General features: G+C 70.9%; 25 protein-coding genes. 13 read left to right on the top strand and 12 right to left on the bottom strand.

Annotated features, from left to right (window positions below; genetic code table 11):
- Positions 1 to 75: 75 nt before the first annotated feature.
- The 6 genes from AB0J42_RS32790 to AB0J42_RS32765 all read right to left on the bottom strand — a co-directional run bounded on the left by AB0J42_RS32790 (position 76) and on the right by AB0J42_RS32765 (position 4,569).
- Positions 76 to 288, bottom strand: coding sequence for a hypothetical protein (locus AB0J42_RS32790; RefSeq protein WP_364301404.1), 213 nt, complete (start codon positions 286 to 288; stop codon positions 76 to 78).
- 71 nt (positions 289 to 359) lie between these two features.
- Positions 360 to 677 carry a DUF3140 domain-containing protein gene (locus AB0J42_RS32785; protein ID WP_364301402.1) on the bottom strand — a complete coding sequence of 106 codons (318 nt, stop codon included), beginning with the start codon at positions 675 to 677 and terminating at the stop codon, positions 360 to 362.
- 28 nt (positions 678 to 705) lie between these two features.
- Entirely contained in the window at positions 706 to 1,365 is a 660-nt protein-coding gene (locus tag AB0J42_RS32780; RefSeq protein ID WP_364301399.1) for a response regulator transcription factor, read from the bottom strand.
- Positions 1,366 to 1,789: 424 nt separating this feature from the next.
- On the bottom strand, positions 1,790 to 2,944 hold the full coding sequence (locus AB0J42_RS32775; RefSeq protein WP_364301397.1) for a histidine kinase: 1,155 nt from the start codon (positions 2,942 to 2,944) through the stop codon (positions 1,790 to 1,792).
- 41 nt (positions 2,945 to 2,985) lie between these two features.
- Positions 2,986 to 3,582: a hypothetical protein gene (locus AB0J42_RS32770; RefSeq protein WP_364301395.1), complete on the bottom strand. Its 597-nt coding sequence runs from the start codon at positions 3,580 to 3,582 to the stop codon at positions 2,986 to 2,988.
- Between the two features lie 183 nt (positions 3,583 to 3,765).
- Positions 3,766 to 4,569 (bottom strand): alpha/beta fold hydrolase, encoded by an 804-nt coding sequence (locus tag AB0J42_RS32765; protein WP_364301394.1) that lies wholly within the window; start codon positions 4,567 to 4,569, stop codon positions 3,766 to 3,768.
- A 103-nt stretch (positions 4,570 to 4,672) separates the two neighbouring features.
- On the opposite strand from AB0J42_RS32765, the gene fdxA reads away from it, so the two are divergent.
- The 4 genes from fdxA to AB0J42_RS32745 are packed head-to-tail and all read left to right on the top strand — an operon-like array spanning position 4,673 to position 7,768.
- Entirely contained in the window at positions 4,673 to 5,014 is a 342-nt protein-coding gene (gene fdxA / locus AB0J42_RS32760; RefSeq protein ID WP_364301391.1) for a ferredoxin, read from the top strand.
- A complete protein-coding gene (locus AB0J42_RS32755) occupies positions 5,011 to 5,667 on the top strand; it encodes an ArsR family transcriptional regulator (protein WP_364301389.1) in 657 nt (218 codons plus the stop codon). Before fdxA ends, AB0J42_RS32755 begins: the two co-directional genes overlap by 4 nt.
- Positions 5,658 to 7,295, top strand: a complete 1,638-nt coding sequence (gene ctaD / locus AB0J42_RS32750) for a cytochrome c oxidase subunit I (RefSeq protein WP_364301387.1) — start codon at positions 5,658 to 5,660, stop codon at positions 7,293 to 7,295. Before AB0J42_RS32755 ends, ctaD begins: the two co-directional genes overlap by 10 nt.
- Positions 7,187 to 7,768 (top strand): nitroreductase family deazaflavin-dependent oxidoreductase, encoded by a 582-nt coding sequence (locus AB0J42_RS32745; RefSeq protein ID WP_364301385.1) that lies wholly within the window; start codon positions 7,187 to 7,189, stop codon positions 7,766 to 7,768. Before ctaD ends, AB0J42_RS32745 begins: the two co-directional genes overlap by 109 nt.
- Here the strand turns inward: AB0J42_RS32745 and AB0J42_RS32740 are convergent.
- Genes AB0J42_RS32740 through AB0J42_RS32730 form a run of 3 tightly spaced genes read right to left on the bottom strand, consistent with a single transcriptional unit; the run spans position 7,755 to position 8,850 of the window.
- Entirely contained in the window at positions 7,755 to 8,303 is a 549-nt protein-coding gene (locus AB0J42_RS32740; RefSeq protein ID WP_364301383.1) for a DUF488 domain-containing protein, read from the bottom strand. The genes AB0J42_RS32745 and AB0J42_RS32740 overlap by 14 nt on opposite strands.
- Positions 8,300 to 8,629, bottom strand: coding sequence for a cupin domain-containing protein (locus tag AB0J42_RS32735; RefSeq protein WP_364301381.1), 330 nt, complete (start codon positions 8,627 to 8,629; stop codon positions 8,300 to 8,302). Before AB0J42_RS32735 ends, AB0J42_RS32740 begins: the two co-directional genes overlap by 4 nt.
- 44 nt (positions 8,630 to 8,673) lie before the next feature.
- Entirely contained in the window at positions 8,674 to 8,850 is a 177-nt protein-coding gene (locus AB0J42_RS32730; RefSeq protein WP_364301379.1) for a DUF6203 family protein, read from the bottom strand.
- Between the two features lie 149 nt (positions 8,851 to 8,999).
- Between AB0J42_RS32730 and AB0J42_RS32725 the strand changes: the two genes are divergently transcribed.
- Positions 9,000 to 9,488, top strand: a complete 489-nt coding sequence (locus AB0J42_RS32725) for a hypothetical protein (protein WP_364301377.1) — start codon at positions 9,000 to 9,002, stop codon at positions 9,486 to 9,488.
- A gap of 23 nt (positions 9,489 to 9,511) precedes the next feature.
- Here the strand turns inward: AB0J42_RS32725 and AB0J42_RS32720 are convergent, their stop codons facing one another.
- Entirely contained in the window at positions 9,512 to 10,042 is a 531-nt protein-coding gene (locus AB0J42_RS32720) for a hypothetical protein (protein ID WP_364301375.1), read from the bottom strand.
- Between the two features lie 142 nt (positions 10,043 to 10,184).
- Here AB0J42_RS32720 and AB0J42_RS32715 point away from each other — a divergent pair, with 142 nt between their 5' ends.
- Positions 10,185 to 11,999, top strand: a complete 1,815-nt coding sequence (locus AB0J42_RS32715; protein WP_364301373.1) for an ABC transporter ATP-binding protein — start codon at positions 10,185 to 10,187, stop codon at positions 11,997 to 11,999.
- A complete protein-coding gene (locus AB0J42_RS32710; protein ID WP_364301371.1) occupies positions 11,999 to 13,816 on the top strand; it encodes an ABC transporter ATP-binding protein in 1,818 nt (605 codons plus the stop codon). Before AB0J42_RS32715 ends, AB0J42_RS32710 begins: the two co-directional genes overlap by 1 nt.
- Here AB0J42_RS32710 and AB0J42_RS32705 read toward each other — a convergent pair whose 3' ends face one another.
- Positions 13,817 to 14,323, bottom strand: a complete 507-nt coding sequence (locus tag AB0J42_RS32705) for a hemerythrin domain-containing protein (protein WP_364301369.1) — start codon at positions 14,321 to 14,323, stop codon at positions 13,817 to 13,819.
- Between the two features lie 296 nt (positions 14,324 to 14,619).
- Here AB0J42_RS32705 and AB0J42_RS32700 point away from each other — a divergent pair, with 296 nt between their 5' ends.
- A complete protein-coding gene (locus AB0J42_RS32700) occupies positions 14,620 to 14,745 on the top strand; it encodes a hypothetical protein (protein ID WP_364301367.1) in 126 nt (41 codons plus the stop codon).
- A 56-nt stretch (positions 14,746 to 14,801) separates the two neighbouring features.
- A complete protein-coding gene (locus AB0J42_RS32695; RefSeq protein ID WP_364301364.1) occupies positions 14,802 to 16,826 on the top strand; it encodes a hypothetical protein in 2,025 nt (674 codons plus the stop codon).
- A gap of 35 nt (positions 16,827 to 16,861) precedes the next feature.
- Here AB0J42_RS32695 and AB0J42_RS32690 read toward each other — a convergent pair whose 3' ends face one another.
- On the bottom strand, positions 16,862 to 17,356 hold the full coding sequence (locus AB0J42_RS32690; RefSeq protein WP_364301362.1) for a hypothetical protein: 495 nt from the start codon (positions 17,354 to 17,356) through the stop codon (positions 16,862 to 16,864).
- A 271-nt stretch (positions 17,357 to 17,627) separates the two neighbouring features.
- On the opposite strand from AB0J42_RS32690, the gene AB0J42_RS32685 reads away from it, so the two are divergent.
- The 4 genes from AB0J42_RS32685 to AB0J42_RS32670 all read left to right on the top strand — a co-directional run bounded on the left by AB0J42_RS32685 (position 17,628) and on the right by AB0J42_RS32670 (position 21,672).
- Positions 17,628 to 19,148 (top strand): ATP-binding protein, encoded by a 1,521-nt coding sequence (locus AB0J42_RS32685; protein ID WP_364301360.1) that lies wholly within the window; start codon positions 17,628 to 17,630, stop codon positions 19,146 to 19,148.
- Positions 19,145 to 19,813 (top strand): response regulator transcription factor, encoded by a 669-nt coding sequence (locus AB0J42_RS32680; RefSeq protein WP_364301358.1) that lies wholly within the window; start codon positions 19,145 to 19,147, stop codon positions 19,811 to 19,813. Before AB0J42_RS32685 ends, AB0J42_RS32680 begins: the two co-directional genes overlap by 4 nt.
- A 123-nt stretch (positions 19,814 to 19,936) precedes the next feature.
- The gene (locus tag AB0J42_RS32675; protein WP_364301356.1) at positions 19,937 to 21,334 is read left to right on the top strand and encodes a hypothetical protein; all 1,398 of its coding nucleotides are present in this window, start codon (positions 19,937 to 19,939) and stop codon (positions 21,332 to 21,334) included.
- Positions 21,331 to 21,672: a hypothetical protein gene (locus tag AB0J42_RS32670; RefSeq protein ID WP_364301354.1), complete on the top strand. Its 342-nt coding sequence runs from the start codon at positions 21,331 to 21,333 to the stop codon at positions 21,670 to 21,672. The genes AB0J42_RS32675 and AB0J42_RS32670 overlap by 4 nt, the downstream gene beginning before the upstream one ends.
- Position 21,673 lies beyond the last annotated feature (1 nt).

The raw sequence follows: 21,673 nt of genomic DNA, 5'->3' as shown, positions 1-21,673 counted from the left end.
AGCGGTCATGCCCGCTCGCCCAGCGGTCGCATCACCCCGGGGACAGCCGGTCGCCCACCTGATCAGTGGGTCGGATCAGTCTGCGGACAGCCGGTCGAACAGCGCCAGCGCCGCCGTCCGCACGTCGTCGGGGGAGAGGCCGTCCAATGTCTTCCGTGCCTGCGCGGCGTCGCGGGTCGTCGCCAGAGTGATGGCGACGGACGACGCGGCGGCCCGGTCCACAGACCCCTCCGGCGCGGCGTCGGCGAGCTCCTGGGCGTCCGCGGCGAGGTCGAGATTGTCTCTCAACGGGCCTCCTCAGTCGGCTGGTCGGCCCATTGCACCACCCGGCGGCGCGGTCGTTCCATGACTTCGGCGCATCAGGGTCTGAGCGGGTCGTGCCCGGCGGTCATGAGCACCCGCCGCGACTCGTCGTCCGTCTTGTCGCCCACGGTCTCCACCAGGTCGATGACCTGCCGCATCACCCGGACGTCGTCGTCGGTCAGATCGACCTTGCGCTTGCCCAGCACGTGCAGCACACTCCTGCCCAGCTCGTCGACGCCCAGGTCAGGATGGGCCGTGAACGCCTCCTCCCCGGAGGCCTCGGCGAGCAAATAGGAGCGCAGCTCTTCCGAGGTCATGTTGACCACCCGGTGGAACTCGTCCCAGAGCATGTCCGTGTCGATACCTTCGGTCATGCCCGCCGCCTACCCGGCCACCCGCCGGTTACGCGCCCGGAACGGCCAGCCCCGACTCGTAGGCGGCGATCACCGACTGCACTCGGTCGCGCAGGCCCAGCTTGGCCAGCAGGTTGCTGACATGCGTCTTCACCGTATGCTCGCTGACCACCATCACCTCCGCGATCTCCGCGTTCGACAGCCCTCGCGCGATCAGCTGCAACGTCTCCCGCTCCCTCGCCGTCAGCACGTCCAGCGCCTTCCCAGCACCCCGCTTGACCGGGCGCGACGTGAACTCACGGATCAGCCGGGTCGTCACCGACGGCGCCAGCAGCGACTCACCCGCCGCCACCACCCGCACCGCGTTCACCAGATCGTCCCTGCGCACATCCTTCAACAGAAACCCGCTTGCCCCCGCCCGCAGCGCCTCATACACGTAGTCGTCCAGATCGAACGTCGTCAGCATCACCACCCGGCACCCGGTCTCGGCACACACCACCCTCGCCGCCTCGATCCCATCCATCCGCGGCATCCGGATATCAAGCAGCAGCACATCCGGCCGGTGCTTTCTGACCGCCGCCACCGCCTCCACCCCGTCCCCCACCTCAGCCACCACGGCGATATCGGCCTGCGCGTCCAGAATCATCGCGAACCCGCTCCGCACCAACTCCTGATCATCAGCCACCACCACCCGGATCCCCGCACTCATCTGCGCCTCCCTCCCCTTCCGCCCAAAACCTTCATAGACAGACCCCCCCTCCGAAACCCCCGACTACTCCTCTGAGGCAAAAGCGGGCGGCCGACCGTCCTTTCCGGAAACGGAAGCTGGAGGGGGCGGCCCACCCCGCTCTCCTGACACCCTCCGGTCGGCTCACCGCCCCTCGGGGAGCGGTCGTCGCAGGAATGGGCGGCGGACCGGCCGACCGTTCCTCTCCGGCCACGGCTGCGGTACGGGTGGGTGCCGCACTGGCCGACCACTGCTGCCTGGGAACGGCTGTGACAGGAGGGCGCGGCGCGGGGACCGACCCTTTCTCTCCGGGGACGGCCGTCGTACGAGTGGACGGCCCGCTGGCCGACGCCCGGTCTCCTGTGGCAGGGTCGCGGGACGGTGGGTTTCGCTGGCCGCTTCTCTTTCATGACAGGGGGAGGCGGGCGGAGACGCGGTAGCCCGGGGCGTCGCTGCGGGGGCCGATGGTGGCGGTGCCGCCGCAGGAGGCGGCGCGTTCGCGGATGACGATGAGGCCGTGGCCGCCGGAGGGGAGGGCGGGGGCCGTGCCGTGGCCGTTGTCGGTGATGTCGAGCATGAGGGTGTCGTCCTTCCAGGTGAGCCGGATCCAGGCGTGGGTGGCCCCCGCGTGTTTGACAGTGTTGGTGAGAGCTTCCTGGGCGATCCGGTAGGCGGCCACCGCGCAGCCGGGCGTGACCGGTCTGGGGTCGCCCGTCACCTCGTACGACACCCGCAGCCCCGCGCCCGAGACCTGGGCGGCCAGCTCGGGCAGGTCGTCGATGGAGGGCTGGGGAGCGAGCGGCGCCGAGTCCTCCTTGAGCACGCCGAGCATGCGCCGGATCTGCTCCATCGCGTCCCGCCCGGCCCCGGCGATGGCGTCGAAGGCCGCCTCCGCCCGTGCCGGGTCCTGTCTGACGGCGACCGGCCCGGCCTCGGCCTGCACCACCATGAGGCTGATGGCGTGGGCGAGTATGTCGTGCATGTCGCGGGCGATGCGGGCGCGCTCACGTTCGGCGGCGCGTTCGGCTTCGAGCTGGCGTTCCCGCTCCAGCCGGGCCGCCCGCTCCGCCAGCGCCGCCGCCTCGGCCTGGGAGCCGGCCGCGGCCCGCCCCAGCGCGTACGCGGCCACCAGCAGGATGCTGCTGCGCAGGGCAGTGTCCACAGAGCCGGGCAGGAGGAACGGCCCGATCACGGTCCCGGCGAGCAGCACCAGCCGGATCCGCCGGGGTGACCGCATGGCCACGGTGTAGTAGGCGACCAGCATCCCGTACCAGACGGGCTGTTCGGCGACGGGCCTGGCCAGGTCGTACAGCAGGCTGACGGTCAGTGACACGGCCAGCACCGTCACCGGGGCCCGGCGCCGCCAGGCCAGGGGCAGCGACGCGGCGACCGCGACCGCGTACCCCCACCAGTGCCACGGCGACCCGTCTTCGGCCCGGGTGGTCAGCAGCGGCCAGAGCTGCGCGCCGGTGACGAGGAGGGCGAGCGCGCCGTCCACGAGCAGGGGCGGCAGCGCTCGCGCGCGCCGCCGCAGCACGGTCACGAACGGTGACTCCGGCACGGCTTCCCATTCTCCCGCACCGTACGGAAAATCCCGAGATGTCATGAGACTGGAACGAGTCGGCCGCGCAGGGCCAGGGGGAGGAACGCGACCACAGCCAGGATGGACCCCACCGGGATGAGGTCGAGCGAGATCAGCGGGAGCGCGACCTGTCCCAGGACCAGCAGCGGCATCCAGGGCCGGACACGCCGCCGTACGGCGAGCTGGACCGCGAAGGCGAGCAGCGCGGCGTAGAACAGGACCGGCCCGGCCTGGTACACCAGCAGCGGCACCCCGGGCACCGCCTGGACCTGGTCGAACAGCGGCCCCATGTCCTCATGCCGGTCGGCCAGGAAGCCCACCACCACGTCGATGCCGAACTGGGCGATCGCGAACCCGATCCCCGCGAGCCCGGCGGCGTAGGTGACCGTCGCCAGGGTGTCGCCGAGCAGCCGGCGCATGTCCCGGAGCATCACCGCGAACAGCACCAGCGCCGCCATGAACGCCAGGTGCCCGACCGTCCAGGCCACCCCGGGCCCCATGACCCCGTCGAGTCCGTCGATGATCCTGAGCACCCCGTAGACCAGGGCGAGTAGCGGCGCTGCGACGTAAGAGAAGGCCGCGAGCCTGGTGGGCGGCGGGGCGGGGGCGCTGGACATGGCGGGCTCCTTCGAGAAGAGGTTGCCCACCTATCGTGAAATTTCCGGCCTCTCAGCGGATCGCCGCCACGACCTATCCTCGGCCTCACTCTCAAGAGTGAGATCGGGAGGGGCAAGCACGTCGGGCTCGACCGTTCCCCGCTCTCCTTCTCACGGGTTAGTGCGGAAGCATGCCTGGCCTTCTCACGAGTGGGTGTGGAAGAACTCTTTCAGTACGGGGGCCAGCACGTCGGGTTTGACCATGTGGGTCTGGCCGTCGAGGGTGCGGTGTTCGGCGTCGGGGAGGACGCGGGCCAGGTCGCGGGTGCCGTTGCGGATCCAGGCCGGGCTCTTGCCGCCGTCGACGACCAGGGCCGGCATCTTGACGCCGTCCCACCGTCCCTCCGGCAGCGGCCGGCCCTGCGCGAACTCGGTCACGAACGCGGCGTCGTACGGCAGCGTACGGGCGACTTTCTTCATCCCCGACCAGCCGGGCACGAGGGGCATGAGGGCGACCATCGGGGCGGGCAGGCCGACGCCTTCGCGCATGAAGTAGCGGATCGCCGCGCCCGGCTTCCCGGCCGCGAGCAGGGACTCCAGGGTGGCGGTGTAGTCGGCGGGCATGGGCGGGCGGGTGCCGTCGACGACGAACGGCGGTTCGTACACGGCGACCTTGCTGACCGGCAGCCCGCTCGCGGCGGCGGCCAGGGCCAGCGCGGCGCCCGAGGAGATCCCGTACAGGAAGACCGGTTCGCCGATCAGCTCGATCAGGGCGGCGATGTCCTCGACCTCCCGCTCGGGGGCGTACGGCGGGGTGTCGCCGCTCTCGCCGCGGCCGCGCCGGTCGTAGGTGTAGACGGTGTAGTCGCCGGTCAGCCGCTCGGCGAGCGGGGTGCTGGGGCCCGAGGCGCGGTAGCACATGGCGCCGTCGACGAGCAGGAGCGCGGGGCCCTGTCCGGTCCGGCTGTAGGCGATGGGGGTGCCGTCGCGGGAAGTCACCGTGGTCATGTCCTGTCTCCTCCGTCGGGTGCCCCCGAGCGTTTCACCGACAAATAAAGTTGTCAACAGCGCCGCATTGACTTCCCTTTTAGAGGATGAGCATCCTCTAAATATGACTTATGTGATCGCTGAGCCGTGTGTGGACGTGGTCGACCGGGCGTGCGTGGAGGAGTGCCCGGTCGACTGCATCTACGAGGGATCGAGGGCGCTCTACATCCAGCCGCTGGAGTGCGTCGACTGCGGGGCCTGCGAGCCCGTCTGCCCGGTGGAGGCCATCTACTACGAGGACGACCTACCCGACCGGTGGAAGATGTTCGCGGCGGACAACGACGCGTTCTTCAGCGAGACGCTGCCCGGCCGCGACGCGCCGCTGGATTCGCCCGGTGGGGCGTCCAAGCTCGGCAGGCTCGGTGTCGACACCCCGCTCGTCGCGAGCTACCCGGTGTCGTCATGACGGACCGGGCACGCGTCCACGAGGTGCTGTCGGTGCCCAGCCGGGTCGCCATCCTGGACCTGCTGCGCGACCGGTCGGAGCCGCTCGACGCCCGCGAGCTCGCCGCCGAGACCGGCCTGCACGTGACCACCGTCCGGTTCCACCTGTCGGCGCTGATCGAGGCCGGGCTGGTCACCGAGCGGGCCGAGCGGAGCGGCGGCCGGGGCAGGCCGCGCACGGTCTACTCGGCGTCCTGGGCGGCCGAGCCCGAGCACGGGCCCTACCAGGAGCTGGCCGAGCTGCTGGCCCGCCACTTCGCCGACACCCCGGCCCAGCGGGCGCGGCGGGCGGAGCAGGCCGGTGAGGAGTGGGCGCGGCGGCGGCTGAACCCGTCGGCCGCCGGGGACGCCCGGTCGGTCGTGACGGCGATGTTCGCCGAGATGGGGTTCGACCCCGAGCCGACCGAGGACGGGCACGTCCTGCTGCACGGCTGCCCGTTCCGCGCCAGCGCCCGCGAGCACCCCGAGGTGGTCTGCGGCGCCCACCGCGGGCTGCTGCGCTCCGCGCTCGAACGGCTCGACCCGGACGGGCCCGAACTGGAGCTGCACGCGTTCGTCCGTCCCGACCTCTGCGTCGTCGCGCCGGCCGAGCCGGGGAGCTCGCCATGGTCGTGAGTCCGCCGAAGGTCCATGAGCATGTCGAGACACCGGCGGGGCGCCGTCTGGCGTCCTGGCTGTCGTCCACGGACCACAAGGTGATCGGCTACCTGTATCTGATCACGTCGTTCGGGTTCTTCTTAGCCGGCGGGGTCATGGCGCTGGTCATCCGCGCCGAGCTGGCCCAGCCCGGGTTACAGCTGGTCACCAATGACCAGTACAACCAGCTGTTCACCATGCACGGCGCGATCATGCTGCTGCTCTTCGCGACGCCGCTCTTCGCCGGGTTCGCGAACGTGGTGATGCCGCTGCAGATCGGCGCGCCCGACGTGGCCTTTCCCCGGCTCAACATGGTCAGTTACTGGCTGTTCCTGTTCGGCGGCCTGATCGCGGTCAGCGGCTTCTTCACCCGCGACGGGGCCGCCGCGTTCGGCTGGTTCGCCTACACGCCGCTGTCGAACATCGCGAGCTCGCCGGGCATCGGCGGCGACCTGTGGATCATGGGCTTCGTGCTGAGCGGGCTCGGCACGATCCTGGGCGCGGTCAACTTCGTCACCACCATCATCGGCATGCGCGCGCCCGGCATGACCATGTTCCGGCTGCCCATCTTCACCTGGAACGTGCTGCTCACCAGCATGCTCGTGCTGATGGCCTTCCCCGTGCTCGCCGCCGCGCTGCTCGCGCTGGAGTCGGACCGCAAGTTCGGCACCCAGATCTTCAGCCCCGAGGTGGGCGGGCCGATCCTCTGGCAGCACCTGTTCTGGTTCTTCGGCCATCCCGAGGTGTACATCATCGCGCTGCCGTTCTTCGGCATCGTCACCGAGGTCATCCCGGTCTTCTCGCGCAAGCCGGTCTTCGGCTACATCGGCCTGGTCGGCGCCACCATGGCGATCGCCGGGCTGTCGATGACGGTCTGGGCGCACCACATGTTCCCCACCGGTCAGGTGCTGCTGCCGTTCTTCTCGTTCATGAGCTTCCTGATCGCGGTGCCGACGGGAGTGAAGTTCTTCAACTGGGTCGGCACGATGTGGCGCGGCCACCTGACCTTCGAGACGCCGATGCTCTTCGCGGTCGGCTTCATGGCCACCTTCCTCTTCGGCGGGCTCACCGGCGTCATCCTGGCCTCGCCGCCGCTCGACTTCCACGTCACCGACACGTACTTCGTGGTGGCCCACTTCCACTACGTGGTCTTCGGTACGGTGGTGTTCGCGATGTTCTCCGGCTTCTACTTCTGGTGGCCCAAGATGACCGGCCGGATGCTCGACGAACGACTCGGCAAGATCCAGTTCTGGCTGCTGTTCATCGGTTTCCACACCACGTTCCTGGTGCAGCACTGGCTGGGCATGGTGGGCTTCCCGCGCCGCTACGCCGACTACGGCGTCAACGACGGCTTCACGACCCTCAACCAGATCTCGTCGGTGGGCGCGCTCATCCTGGGGCTGTCGACGGTGCCGTTCCTGCTCAACGTCTGGATCACCGCGCGCAAGCCGCGCTGGGTGACGCTGGACGACCCGTGGGGCTTCGGCAACTCGCTCGAATGGGCCACCAGTTGCCCGCCGCCCCGCCACAACTTCACGTCCATCCCGCCCATCCGCTCCGAACGGCCCGCGTTCGACCTGCACTATCCGAGGGAGCGAGCACCATAGAGATCCTCGGCACGCCCCCGCAACCGTCCGGGCTGCGCCGGACGCTGTTCCGGCTGCCCATCCACCTGTACCGGCTCCGGCTGGGCTGGCTGCTGGGCGGCCGGTTCATGCTGCTCACCCATACCGGGCGGGTGTCCGGCGAGCCGCGCCAGGCGGTCATCGAGGTCGTCGGCCACGACGCGGCGAGCGGCGGTCACATCGCCGCCGCCGGGTACGGCCGCCGCTCCGACTGGTACCGCAACATCCTCAAGACGCCCGAGGTCACCGTCCAGGTCGGCAACCGCGCCCGGCCCATGACCGCCCGGCCGCTCAGCGCGGACGAGGGCGCCGACCTCATGGCGAGGTACGCGCTCCGCAACCCGCGCATCGCCAGGCGGCTGGCCAAGCTCATGGGCTTCCTGGTCGACGGCTCCGAGTCCGACTTCCGGGAGGTCGGGCGGCGCATCCCGTTCGTCCGCTTCACTCCTCGCTGACCTCTTTGCTGATCACGTCGTACACCAGCAGACCGTCCTCCCGCACCCGCGCGCCCGCCGTCGGCCGGTGCTCGGCCGCCGAGCCGCTGTGACTCAGGTGCAGCACCGGCACGCCCCTGACCAGCACCGCGAAGTCGGCGATGAGCCGCCGGTGGCAGCGCCACCAGAGCGACTCCGAGCACATCACCGCCGTCCGCGTCCGCGCCGCCTGGGCCAGCAGCTCGTCCATCGCCTCCAGGAAGGCCGGGTCGCGCGTATAACCCGCGTAGCCGCGGAAGGAGTCGTTCTGCCAGAAGACGTCGGGCGAGCCGGGCGCGGGCTTGCGGAAGCCGCCGAGCCGCTGGTCCCACCGGTAGGCGATGCCGGCTTCCGGCAGCCAGCGGGCCAGCTCCTCACGGCGCGCGTCCGGGTTGCGCCTGCTGCCCGGCGCCGTCCGTACGTCCACCACCGCTTCCACGGCGGCGTCGCGCAGCACGGTGGCCAGCTCCGCGCGGCCCGCCGTGCCGTGACCGAAGGTCAGCAGCGGAAGCGTCATACCTTCGCGACGGTCAGCAGGCAGGCGGCGTCCTCCAGCGCCTCCAGGCTGTGGCGGGCGTCGGGGATCACCAGGTAGTCGCCCGTCATGCCGTCCCAGGAGTCGTCGCCGCTGACCAGCCGGACCCGGCCGTGCAGCACCATCAGGGTGGCCTCACCGGGGTTCTCGTGCTCGGCGAGCGACTGCCCGGCCTTCAGCGCGATGAGCGTCTGCCGGAGCACGCGCTCGTGCCCGCCGTAGAGGGTTTCGGCGCTGCGGCCCGTCGAGGCGTCGGCGGCGCGCTTGAGGTTCTCGCGTACGAGTGCGTCCAGCGATGTCTTCTGCATGTTCCGAGTCTGGCACCCGAGGTGACCGGAGATGACGTCCAGGGTCAGGAAAGCCGGCGGTGTCCTGCGCCGCTCCGGGCCCTGTGCTCCGTCGTCTCCTGTTCCTGCTCCCGCCGCCGCTTGCGCCGCCGCCCGAGATACCAGCCGATCCCGAGCGCGGTGAGACCGAGGGGAGTACGCGCGAGCCACCGCGCCAGCACGACCTTGAGGAAACCCTTCATGACCGTGCCCTCTGCCCGGTGCGCACGGGCTCACACGAGGCGCCGGCGTGGAATCCGGGGTGTCATGACCGCGCCTCCGCACCGGCTCACACGAGCGGCGTTAGCGAGCTGAAACCGGGATGTCAGCGGGGCTGTCTAATATCCGCGCCATGAGCATGGGGACGGCGCACTTCGTACACGTGGACCTGCACGTCCGCCACCGCCAGGCCTACCTCGTCGACGACGAGGCGACCGGGCCTCATGGGCTGCCCGACGACGATCCGGCCCACCCGGTCGGGATCATCCGGGTCGAGGAGGGGGCGGCGTTCCTGATCACCGGGGCCGACACGGGGACGGTCGGGTTCACGGTGGCGGTGGCCGATCGCGATCCGGGGCCCGAAGACGAGTTCGAGGACATCGTCGAGGTGAATTTCCGGTCGGCGGTCGGCCGGGTGGCGCTGCACGAATGGGGCGGCCCCGCCTACGAGCTGCCGCCGCTGCCCGCCGGCCCCGGGTGGTACCGGCTGAGATACCACGCCCGGGGGATGGACGGGCCGGACGACGACTACCTGCTGCAGATCTGGCCCGAGGAGGCGGCCGCGCCGCGGGTGGTCAAGAGCAGCAGCGCCACCCTGCGTTTCTGGCAGTGTCCGGTCTGAGTCCGGTCTGAGTCCGGGCTGAGCTAGAGCCAGCTCGCCCGTACGCTCTCGCCGTGGCCGGCGGGGGCGGTGCCGAGCTCGCCGGCGCGCACGGCGGCGAGGGTGCGTTCCACGCAGGCGATGATCTCGGGGGTGCGCTCGCGCAGCGCGAGCGCGTCCTGCGGGTACGTCTCGTCCACGTTCCCCTGCTTGAGCACGCCGTCCAGGTCGGACAGCCGGTCGGCGAGCCAGCCCAGCGGGTCGGACGACAGTTCCCTGGCGAACACCCGCGGGCCCGGGTCCCAGCCGGTGAAGACCGGGTGGTGGTGCGTCCTGTCGAAGCTGCCCGGCCGCCCGTCGACCGACTCCAGCAGGTCGACCCGCCAGATGGGCCTGCCCAGGTTGATCGGGCGGGCCGAGTAGACGGTGCCGCGCAGCTCGCCCTCTTCGAGCATCCGCAGTTCGAGCCGGACGCCGTGCTCGGGACCCTCCTGGCCCTTCTGCGGCTCCGGGTCCTGGAAGTAGATGTCGCTGACAGCCACGCCGATCCGATCGAAGCCGAAGATGTACAGCACGTGGCACCCCTCTCTGTCGGTCTCCCTCTACGGAGTATGAGCATGTCTCAGCGCCCGAGAAAAGCAATGGGAAAGTGTCGGTGGCGGCTGGTAGACAAGGTTGGTTGGTTGCCCGTCGTCGACCGGTCAGGGGGCCGTGGCCGTGAGCAGCAACAGTGCGGAGTTCTCCACCGGGGGGCCCGGCTACGACCGGCGCGGCCCGGTGCGCTGGCTCTGGTCCCACCTGCGCAGCCACCCGCTCCACCTGGCCGGGTTCCTCGGCGGCTCGCTGATCATGACCGTGCTCAACGGCATGGTCCCGCAGCTCACCGGCGCGGCCTTCGACGCGGTGCTGGGCGACGCCGGCGCGCTCGGCGTGATCGTGCTGGTCATGCTGGTCGTGGTGCTCTTCCGCGGCCTGTTCGACCTGTGGGCGCGGCTGTCGGCCGAGGTGCTGGCCAAACGGCTGGAGCGCGACACCCGCGACGAGCTCTACGTGAGCCTGCTCGGCAAGAGCCAGACCTTCCACAACCGCCAGCGGGTCGGCGACCTGATGGCCCGGGCCGCCAACGACATCCGCCAGCTCTCCATCATGATCACCCCGGGCGTCGACCTGATCGTCGACTCCGGGCTGAGCGGCCTGGTGCCGCTGTTCTTCATCGCCGCCATCGACCCCCGGCTGCTGCTCGTGCCGGGCGTGTTCGCCGTCCTCTTCGGCCTCGCGCTCTGGCACTACATGCGCAAGCTCAACCCGGTGGCGACCCGGATGCGCGAGCAGTTCGGCGACCTCAACGCCGGGCTCAACGAGGCCGTGCGCGGCATCGAGGTCATCAAGGTCACCGCCCAGGAGGCCCAGGAGCGCAGCCGGTTCCGGAAGTTGGCCAGGCTCTACCGCGACTCGTTCGTACGCAACGGCCTGGTGCAGGCGCGCTACCTGCCGACGCTGCTGTTCGCCGCCGCGATGGCGGGGGCGCTCTGGCACGCGCTCGCGCTCCACTCCGCCGGCCAGCTCACCATCGGCGACGTGGTGGCCTTCATGGGCCTCATGGGCATGCTCGGCTTCCCCACCCAGATGTCGATCTTCACGTTCTCGCTGGTGCAGATCGGCATCGTGGCCGCCCGCCGGATCCTCGCCATCGCCGACGCCGAGACCGAGCTGGAGCAGCCCGCCGAGGGCCACGCCGCGCCCATCACCGGTGAGATCGTCTTCGAGGACGTGACGTTCGGCTACGAGGGCGGCGACCCGGTGCTGCGCGGGCTGTCGTTCACGGTCCAGCCGGGAGAGACGGTCGCCGTCGTGGGCGAGACCGGCTCGGGCAAGACCACGCTGACCAAGCTCGTCCCGCGCATCTACGACGTCACCTCCGGCCGCGTCCTGGTCGACGGGGTCGACGTGCGCGAATGGGACCTCGACTCGCTGCGCTCCCAGATCTCCGCCATCGAGCAGGACATCGTGCTGTTCTCCCGCTCGGTGGCCGAGAACATCGCCTTCGGCCTCGGGCAGCAGGCCGGCCGCGACGCCATCGTACGGGCGGCTGAAGACGCGCAGGCCGCCGAGTTCATCGGCGAGCTCGACGACGGCTACGACACCGTCATCGGCGAGCGCGGCATCACCCTGTCCGGCGGCCAGCGCCAGCGGCTGGCCATCGCCCGGGCGCTGCTGACCGACCCGGCGATCCTCGTGCTCGACGACTCCACCAGCGCCGTCGACTCCGCCACCGAGGACCTGATCCAGCAGGCCATCGGCCGGGTGCTCGAAGGCCGCACCACGCTGCTGATCACCCACCGACTGTCCCAGATCCGGTGGGCCGACAAGATCCTGCTGCTGCGCCGCGGCGAGCTGGTCGACTTCGGCACGCACGACGAGCTGCTGGCGCGGAGCCCGCTCTACCGGCGGATCTTCGCTCACTACGACGAGACCCTGCCCGGCGGCGGCGACGCGCCTGTGCTGGCAGGCGAGCAGGGGAGGGCGGGCTGATGGGCTTTCTGATGGACGGCCTGGAGGCCGAAGACTACGACCGCACCTACGACGACCGCGAGCTGCTGCGCCGCATCCTGTCCTACTTCCGGCCCAAGTTCGGCGCGATGCTGCTGGTCGCCGCCATGATCGTGCTGGGGTCGCTGGGGCAGGCGGCCGGGCCGCTGCTGATCAGCTGGGGCGTCGACGCGGTCCAGGACGGCACGATCGGCGACATCGCCTGGCCGCTCACCGGGGCGCTGCTGCTGACCGGGGTGCTCGGCTGGGTGTTCAACTTCTTCCGGCAGTGGTACAGCGCGCGGGTGACCGGCGACGTCGTCCTCCGCCTGCGCGAGGACGCCTTCGACGCGGTGCTCCAGCGCGACCTGTCCTTCTACGACGAGACGCCGTCCGGCCGGATCGTCAGCCGGGTCACCTCCGACACCGACGACTTCGCCACCGTCTCCACGCTCACCATGGACCTGATCAGCCAGGTGCTCATGGTCGGTTTCGTCACCGTGCTGCTGTTCATGCGCAGCGTCGAGCTGGCCCTGCTGACGCTGCTGGTGGTGCCGGTCGTGATGGGGCTGGCCCTGCTGTTCCGGCGGCTCGCCCGCAGCAGCACCCGCAGAGCGCAGCGCTCGCTCAGCCGGGTCAACGCCAACCTCCAGGAGACGATGGGCGGCATCGCGGTGGCCAAGAGCTTCCGCCAGGAGCGGCAGGTCTACGAGGAGTTCCTGCCGATCAACCGGCAGAGCTACCAGGTGACGCTGCGGCAGGGGTTCGTCTTCTCGGGCATCTTCCCGGTGCTGTTCCTGGTGGCCGGGCTGGCCACGGTCGCCCTGGTGCAGCTCGGCGGGAACGCCGTGCTCGGCGGCGGGCTGTCCGCCGGCGACTGGTACCTGTTCCTCCAGGGCGTGGCGCTGTTCTGGTTCCCGCTGACGTCGATCGCCGCGTTCTGGTCGCAGTTCCAGCAGGGGCTGTCGGCGTCGGAGCGGGTCTTCGCGCTCATCGACGCGGAGCCGCGGGTCGTCCAGACGGCGTCGGAGCCGGTCGGCAGGCTGGCCGGGCGGATCGAGTTCCAGGGCGTCACCTTCGGCTACGACCCGGCCAGCCCGGTGCTGCGCGACTTCGACCTGCGCATCGAGGCCGGCGAGTCGGTCGCGCTCGTCGGCCACACCGGGGCGGGCAAGTCCACGCTGAGCAAGCTGATCACCCGCTTCTACGAGTTCCAGGAAGGCCGGCTGCTCATCGACGGCCGCGACATCCGCACGCTCGACCTCGGTGACTACCGCAGGCAGATCGGCGCCGTGCCGCAGTCGCCGTTCCTGTTCAGCGGCACCGTCGCCGACAACATCCGCTATCCCAGGCCCGACGCGACCGACGACGAGGTGCGGGCGGCCGCGGCGGCGGTCGGCGGCGGCGACTGGGTCGACGCCCTGCCCCACGGCCTCGACACCGACGTGGGCGAGCACGGCCGGGCCCTGTCGATGGGCCAGCGCCAGCTCGTCGCCCTCGCCCGGCTGCTCATCCAGGATCCGGCGATCGTGGTGCTCGACGAGGCCACGGCCAGCGTCGACCCGCTCACCGAGGCGCAGATCCAGGAAGGGCTCGACGTGGTGCTGGCCGAGCGGACCTCCATCGTCATCGCTCACCGGCTGTCCACCATCGAGCACGTCGACCGCATCATCGTGCTCGACCACGGCCGCATCGTCGAGGAGGGCGACCACGCCACCCTGCTGGCCCGGGGCGGCCGCTACTGCCAGGTCTACAACACCTACTTCCGCCACCAGTCGCCCAACTACCGGGCCGGCACCGGGTTCGTGCCCACGGCCTGATCACAGGGAGGCGACGACCTCCTGCATCTGGGTCTTGCCGGTCCCGAACCTGCCCTTGCCGCGGGTCTCCCGGCGCGGCTCCCCGCGCAGCGCGTCCAGCTCGCGCTGCCGGGCCTCCGCGAACGCGCCGCCCAGCTCGGCCAGCTCCTCCGGCGTCAGCTTGCGGGCCATCATCGGCAGGATCGTCGTCTCCTCGTCGGCGATGTGCTCCATCACCGCCACGACGAGCCGGTGCAGCGCGCCGCAGAACTCCTCGGTCGAAGGCGCGGCCCGCCGCAGTTCGTCCAGGTGGATCTCGGCCTCCTTGTGCTGGGCGAGGCCGTGGTGGGCGTCGAGGCGGGGATAGACCAGGTCCTCCTCGGCGCGGAAGTGCGCGGTCAGCAGGGCGTGCAGCGCGGCGACGGCGGGCCCCGGGTCCTTCTGGTTCAGCAGCAGGCGCTTGAACAGCACCTCGATCCGGCGGTGGTCGGCCTGCACGAGGACGATGACGTCGTTCCGCTCTGTCATGGCCCCCGGGGTACCCCCGGAATGCCCGGCCAATCCCACACCCCGGCAGCGTGGCGGTCAGCGCAGGGCCACGGGCCAAGCCACCCGAAGGCGCCGGTCAAGCCTCCGGAAAGCGGCATGCCGTATCACTGAGGCATCCGCCCCCGAAGGAGCGCCGCGATGAACCGTCGGCCGACCCTCACGCTCGCCACCGCGCTCGTCACCGCCGGAACGCCGGCGGCGGTGCCCGCGCAGGCCGCCGCCAGACCTTCGCCAACGGCCAGCCGGCCTGGTCGCCCAGGCTGGGCGGACACCTCGTGGTGGCCGCCTGGCGGGCGGGCGGGAACGCGTACGTCGACCGGTGGAACATCAAGGGCTGCGACACCAACCTCATCGGCCCGTCCAGCTGCCAGAAGCACTGGTCAGTCTCGGTGACCGGCTGATCTCGTATACAGTCGCAACGTTTCAAGACCGGAACCAGGCGACGGGAAGCGAGCTCTTGCGCACCCATTTCGAGCCGGAAGAGGCCGAGGAATTCGAGGCGGCCAAGGATCTGCTGATCCGCCGCTGCCAGACCTGGGCGGCCGGGCGTGAGCCGGCCGCCGACGAGATGCTGCTGGCCGCGGCCCTGGACTCGCGGCACCGCAGCCGCGACGGGCGGCTCGGGTTCTGGGACCCCGGCCAGGTGCGGCGGCTCCTGCTGGAGTGGATTCCTCACTACGTGGTCGCCCCGCCGGACGTCACCGCCGCCACGGAGAGCCTGCGGACCTTGCTGCGTTATATGGACGCGGCCGGGCTGCTGGACCCGCGCGGCGCCGCGCTGCCCGAGCTGGAACGGGCGGTGACCGAGGCCGCCGCCGAGTACCCCGCCGCGGTGGCGGACGAGCTCCGCTGGGGTGTGGCGAAGTACTGGGCGCAGAAGGCGTTCGACGCAGGCGTCGACCTGACCGACCCCAAGGCGCTCGACAGGTTCCAGCGGGACGTCGACGCGGGCCGGGTGCCCTACGACCAGGACACGCTCGACAAGCTGTTCGTGGCCCGGATGACCGGTGCCGGTCCCGACGAGGAGCGGGCGTTCTCCCAGCCGCCCGTGGCCCTGCCGCCCGCGTCGGAGCTGGCCGAGGCGGCGGCGCGGAGCCAGGTCGTCCGGCAGCTGACGGCCCTGGCCGAGTGGGCCGGAGCGGAGGGACGGCCGCTCACCGGCACGGGAGCGCTCCGGCTGGCCGACGCCCGCGAACTGGCCGGACTCCTCGGCACCGGGGAGCAGGACCTGAAGGTGCGCAGCTCGACGGAGATGCGCCGGCTCAACCTGCTGTTCAGCTGGGCGAAGAGCACCCGGATCGTGCGGGTGAGCAAGGGGCGGCTGTACCGGGTGGCCAAAGCGGCGCCGCTGCTGCGCGATCCGGAGCGGCTCTGGGCTCGGGCCTTCGAGGCGTTCTTCGAGCTCGGCGACGCGATCGGGCCGCCGGTGTCGGGGTGGAGCGGCCCGCCGATCCTGCCGCGGGTCTTCGACGAGGTGCTGACCGACGTGCTCAACAGCGCGTACGGGCTGCCGGAGCCGCTCCCCGTGGCGCGGCTTCAGGAGACGGTCTGGCTGGCCTGCCAGAGCGACTTCCTGCTCTCAGCCATGGTGGAGGACATCCGGCGCGAGCAGGTCGACCGCGACCTCGGCCGCGCCCTCGACGTGCTGGCCGAGCTCGGCGCGGTGGAGCTGAGCCACGGCCTGGCCGACGAGCTGTACTCGCTCGACCTCGCCGGCCCCGACGAGCCCGGAGGCCTGGACGAGGACCTGCAGCCGCTGCCGCCCGAAGTCCGCGCCCGCCTGCGCACCCGCCTCGCCGAGCCCGGCCCCCTCGTCCGCCTGACCCCGCTGGGCCTGCGGGCCACCCGGGAGAGGATGCTCGCAGACGGCCGGGACGTCCCCCTGGTCGGCGAGCTGGCCGGCGCACCACCGGCCGGGCTGCTGGGCGTGCTCGCGGAGCACTACACCGCCGAGACCGGCGCCCTGGAGCTCGAAGGCTGGCTGGCGGCCCACGGCGGCAGCATCGATCCACTGCTCGACGCCATCCGCGCCTGCCCCTTCCGGGCGCGCGCGTCCGCCATGCTCAACGTGCTGGTCCACGCTCATCCTGACGGCACGCGACTGCTGCGGGACCTGCGCGGCGACCGCGAGCTGGGGCCGCTCGCCGTGACCGCGCTGACCGAGGCCGGAGACCTCGCACCGCACGACCTCACCCCGGGGGAGCAGCTGATGCTGATGGCCGAAGGGCTGCTCACGCTTCTGGAGCTGGCCGGACCCGAGGAGGCCCAGGCGCAGATCCGCAAGATGGCGGGCAAGGACGCGGCGGAGGTCGTCGAGGCGGTGGCGAATTCCGGCCACCCGGCGGAGGAGTGCCTGGCGGAGTTCCGCGCCCTGGTCGCCGAGCCGATGCGGGCCGGCCGTCACCGGCTCCGCCTGGTGGGCCGCCCGGCGCCCGGTTCCCGCGGCCGCCCCGACGGCCGGGGGAAGAAGCGCAGGCGCTGACGGGGGTCAGCGCAGGGCCGCCGTCTTGCCGCCGTTCAGCTGAGGGGCGCGGCTCCGAGCCTCGCCGGCAGGGCGCGGCGCCAGGACTCGGTCTTCTCCAGCTCGTTGAAGGCGAACAGGTGGAAGCCGCTCAGGTGCTGGTCCGCGCCCGGGAGGCCCTTTCGGGTCGGCAGGTCGATGCCGCGTTCCTTGAGGCGCCTGGCCCAGGTGGTCGTGGTGGCGGCGTCGCCTGCGATCACGAAGATGCCGTCGGCCCCGGCCTCGTCAAGCTGGGTTACGACGTCGTACAGGTGCTGCTTGTCTCTGACCAGGCGGGCCGGGACGTGCGGGGCGACCGTGTAGCCGTGCCCGGCGAGGCGGCGGATGACGGCACTTGGGCGCGCGCCCGTCCTGGCCGGGATGCGACAAGTGACGTAGTCAGGCTCACGCAGTTGCATGGCCCGGGCCCGCTCGGCCTCCTTCAGCCGTTTGCGCTCGTCCTCGCCCATGCTGTCCGGGAGGTGGGTTTCGAAACGGACCAGGAACTCCATCACGGCCTCCGTGTCGGTGTGCGTGCAACCGTAGACCGCCGGGGGCCGCGTGTGATGGGACGCCCGGCCCCTCGCGCCGCGTATCTTCCGGAACCGGCGGCTACGTCAAAAGTCGTATCCTTCGCGGCGCTGGTGGACGAACTAGTGCCGTCCTTAATGAACCGGGGCATCATGGGTCTCGGTGACGTGCGGTGATCCGCCACCTCCAGCGACAAGGACGGCCCCCATGGCACACGACATCGGGCCCCCACGCCCCCGACCTCCCAGGGATGTGCGCTTATCCGCCGCGCTGCTGGTGGAGAGGGCGCCGGATGGGCTGGCGGTGATCGATGCCGCTGGGCGGTTCGTGATGGCCAATCCGGTGGCGCTGGAATTGTGTGGGCTGACCGCTCGCGAGGTGCCGGGGGCGGTCTCTCCGTTTCCGGCGCGACTCGTACATGAGGATGGGGATCCGGAAGAGGTCGTGGTGTGGGAGCCCGCGGCGGGGGCGCGGCGGGAGTTCGCCTGCCGGATCAGGGCGCTGCCGGAGCGGGGGGAGCGGCTGGTGGCGTTCCGGGATGTGACCGAGAGCCGGCGGTATCAGCGGAGGCTGGCGGCGATCGCGAACGCGGCGAGCCGGGTGGCGGCCAAGCGGTCGCTGAGCAGCACGCTGGACGCGCTGGCGAACGAGGTGCTGGCGGCCGACGCGCTGGCGGCGGTGCAGATCCTGACGGTGAACGCCACCAGTGAGCGGTTCCAGATCATGGGGATGGCGGGGTTCGGCAAGACGGCGGACTTCTTCGACAAGCTCGTGGAGTGCCTGGAGGCGGGCGCCGCGATCCGGATGATCGACGCGTTCAACGCGCGCGAGCCGGTCGTCGTCCCGCACCGCTACGAGACGATCATGACGCACCCGGCGTGGGAGCCGCTCCGCGACTACATGCGCCACCCGGAGTGGGACTGGTTCGCGAGCGTCCCGCTGATGGTGCGCGGCGAGCCGGCCGGCATCCTCAACGCCTACTTCGCGCCCGGCCAGGAGATCGGCGGCACCGCCCTGGACTTCCTGCTCGCGATGGCCGAGCAGGCGGCGCAGGCGGTCGACTACGCCGCGCTGCTGGAGCGGGAGCGGGAGGTGGCCCGCCGCGAGGAGCGGCAGCGCCTGGCCAGGGACCTGCACGACTCGGTGGTGCAGCAGGTGTTCTCGATGGGCATGCAGGTCGAGTCGCTGGCGATGCACTCCGCGCGCGGCTCCGTCGTCGACTCCGGGTACGTGAAACGCGTCGCCGAGGAACTGGGCCACATCTCCAAGGCGGTGCTGACCGACCTGCGCGCCATGGTGATGGACCTGCACCCGACCGCGCTCGCCGACCGCGGGCTGGCCGCCGCGCTGGGCGCGCTCGCCGACTCCACCATGAACCGTACGGAGCTGGACGTGCGGCTCTTGATCTCCGATCCGCACCACGAGCTGGACGACCTGGAGCCGGAGCTCCGCGAGGACGTCTACCGCGTGATCGCGGAGGCGGTGCACAACAGCGTCAAGCACGCGCAGGGTTCCCGCGTCACCGTCGATCTCGGGCTGACCGGTTCGGGGACGCAGCGGTGGCTGACGGGGGAGGTCGCCGACGACGGGCGCGGACTGCCCGGACAGCCCGCTGAGGAGGGGGGCTTCGGTATGACAGCGATGAAGGAACGCGCCGGGCGGTGGGCGGGCCGGCTCACCATCCGCTCCGAACCGGGCAAGGGCACCGTGGTCAGCTTCGTCCTGTCGCTGCCCGCCACCCTGCCCACCGGACTCCATGGGAAGGTCTCATGATCGGGGTGCTGGTGGTGGACGACCACGCGGTCGTCCGGCGCGGCGTCGTCGCCTATCTGGAGGCGCTGGAGAACGTCGAGGTCGTCGGCGAGGCCGCGAACGGGCGCGAGGCCGTCGACTGCCTGGAGGCGCTGGAGGTGCGCCGGGAGCCGCTGCCCCGGGTGGCGCTGATGGACCTGATCATGCCGAAGATGGACGGCGTCGAGGCGACGGCCGAGATCGCCCGGCGTTTCCCGAGCGTCCGGGTGGTCATCCTGACCAGCTTCGGCGAGGTCGAGCGCATCCACGCCGCGCTGGAGAACGGCGCCGCCGGCTATCTGCTCAAGGACGCCGGCCCGTCCGACGTCGCGGCGGCCATCCACGCGGCGGCCAACGACGACGTCTTCCTGGACGCGGCCGTGGCGCGGCGGCTGGCCCAGAAGATGCGTTCCCCGCAGAGCGGCGTGGCCGGTCTGACCAGCCGGGAACGGGACGTGCTCGTCCTGATCGCCGAGGGCTGCTCGAACCGCGAGATCGCCGAGCGGCTGGTCATCAGCGAGCGGACGGCGCGCACGCACGTCAGCAACCTGCTCAGCAAGCTCGGGCTGCGCTCGCGCACGCAGGCGGTGCTCGCCGCGATGCGCGAGGGTCTGGTGGATCCGCCGAGCACGTACGGGCGACGCTAGTTTCCTACGTCATTTGTCGCGGTTTCTCTAGGACGGGCAGCGCTATAAGAGCCGTCAATTGCGCAATTCGCCGGGTCGGGGCCCTGCATAGCATCCTGGGCAGGCCACGATAAGGAGACGCGGATGACCGGCCCGAGTTTGCAGGACGTTCTCAACGGCGTGGGGACCACTGTCGCGGAACACCTGCGCAATCTCCCGGCCGGGCCGAACGTCTATCCGGGAGTGCCGCCGGAATACACGAACTGGCGAAACGAGCAGTATGCCTGGCAGCACACTTGCGTCCTGTTCAACCAGTCGTACCATATGGCGGAGCTGCTGGTGGAAGGCCCGGACGCGCTGAAACTGCTGACTTATCTGGGATACAACAGCTTCGCGAAATTCCCGGTCGACTCGGCGAAACAGTTCGTCCCGTGCACGCCCGACGGATATGTCATCGGGGACGTCATCCTGTTCCGCCTGGCCGAGCAGACCTTCAACCTGGTCGGCCGCATTCCCGCGCTGCACTGGGTGCGTTTCCACGCGGAGACCGGCGGCTACGACGTGACGACCACGCTCGACGAGCGCTCGGCGGCCCGGCCCGACCCGTTCAACCGCACCTCGTACCGCTACCAGATCCAGGGGCCGAACGCCTCGGCCGTGATCGAGAAGGTCACCGGGCAGCCCGCCCCCGAGCTGAGGTTCTTCCACCTCACCACGATCACCATCGCCGGCAAGCGGGTCCGCGCCCTGCGGCACGGCATGGCGGGGCAGCCCGGCTACGAGTTGTTCGGGCCCCGGGCCGAGGGCGAGGCCGTGCACGCGGCTCTGGTGGAGGCCGGTGAGGAGTTCGGGCTGCGACTCGTCGGCGGTCGTGCGTACTCCTCCAACACCCTCGAATCGGGATGGATCCCCTCGCCGCTGCCCGCGATCTACACCGGCGAGGAGCTCAAGGCCTACCGCCAGTGGCTCCCGGCCGACTGCTACGAGGCGAAGGCGTCCATCGGCGGCAGCTTCGTCTCCGACCGGGTCGAGGACTACTACCTGACGCCGTGGGACCTCGGGTACGGCTCCTTCATCCGGTTCGACCACGACTTCGTCGGGCGGGAGGCGCTGGAGGCGATGGCCGGCCGGCCGCACCGCAAGAAGGTCACGCTCGCGCTGAACACGGCCGGCTTCCTCCAGGCGATGGGCACGCAGCTCGAACGGGGGACGCCGGCCAAGTGGTTCGAGTTCCCGTCGGCGGTCTACTCGATGCACCCGTACGACCTGGTGAAGGCCAACGGCGCGCCCGCCGGGATCTCCACCTGGATCGGCTACAGCTGGAACGAACGGAAGATGCTGACGCTGGCCATGCTCGACGCCGAGCACGCCGTGCCGGGCGCCCAGGTGCAGCTCGTGTGGGGGGAGCCGGACGGCGGCTCGGGCAAGCTCACGGTCGAGGGCCACGGCCAGCTGGAGATCACCGCCACGGTCAGCCCCGTCCCCTACGCCGAGGTGGCCCGGAAGATCTACGCCGACGGCGGCTGGCGGGTGCGGCAGTGAGCGAGGACCCGATCCCCGACACGCCCCTGCTCGACAGGGAGCGGCTGCTGCGCGGCTACCGGATGAACAAGATGGCGATGGGGCTGGGCGACCCGGCCAACCGGGCCGCGTTCCTGGCGGACGAGGCCGCGTACCTGGACCGGTTCGGCCTGACCGATGAGGAGAAGACCGCGGTGCTGAACCGCGACTGGCGGGAGATGATCCGGCTCGGCGGCAACCTCTTCTTCATCCTCAAGATCTCCGCCGTCGACCCCGTACGCATCACCGAGATCGGCGCCCATCAAGCCGGCATGGACCACGAGACTTTCCTGCGGGACAGGCTCGGGAAGAAGGTGTGAC

The organism is Nonomuraea sp. NPDC049649 (assembly GCF_040675175.1).
Taxonomy (GTDB): domain Bacteria; phylum Actinomycetota; class Actinomycetes; order Streptosporangiales; family Streptosporangiaceae; genus Nonomuraea.
This window is presented reverse-complemented; position numbering and strand designations above follow the sequence as displayed.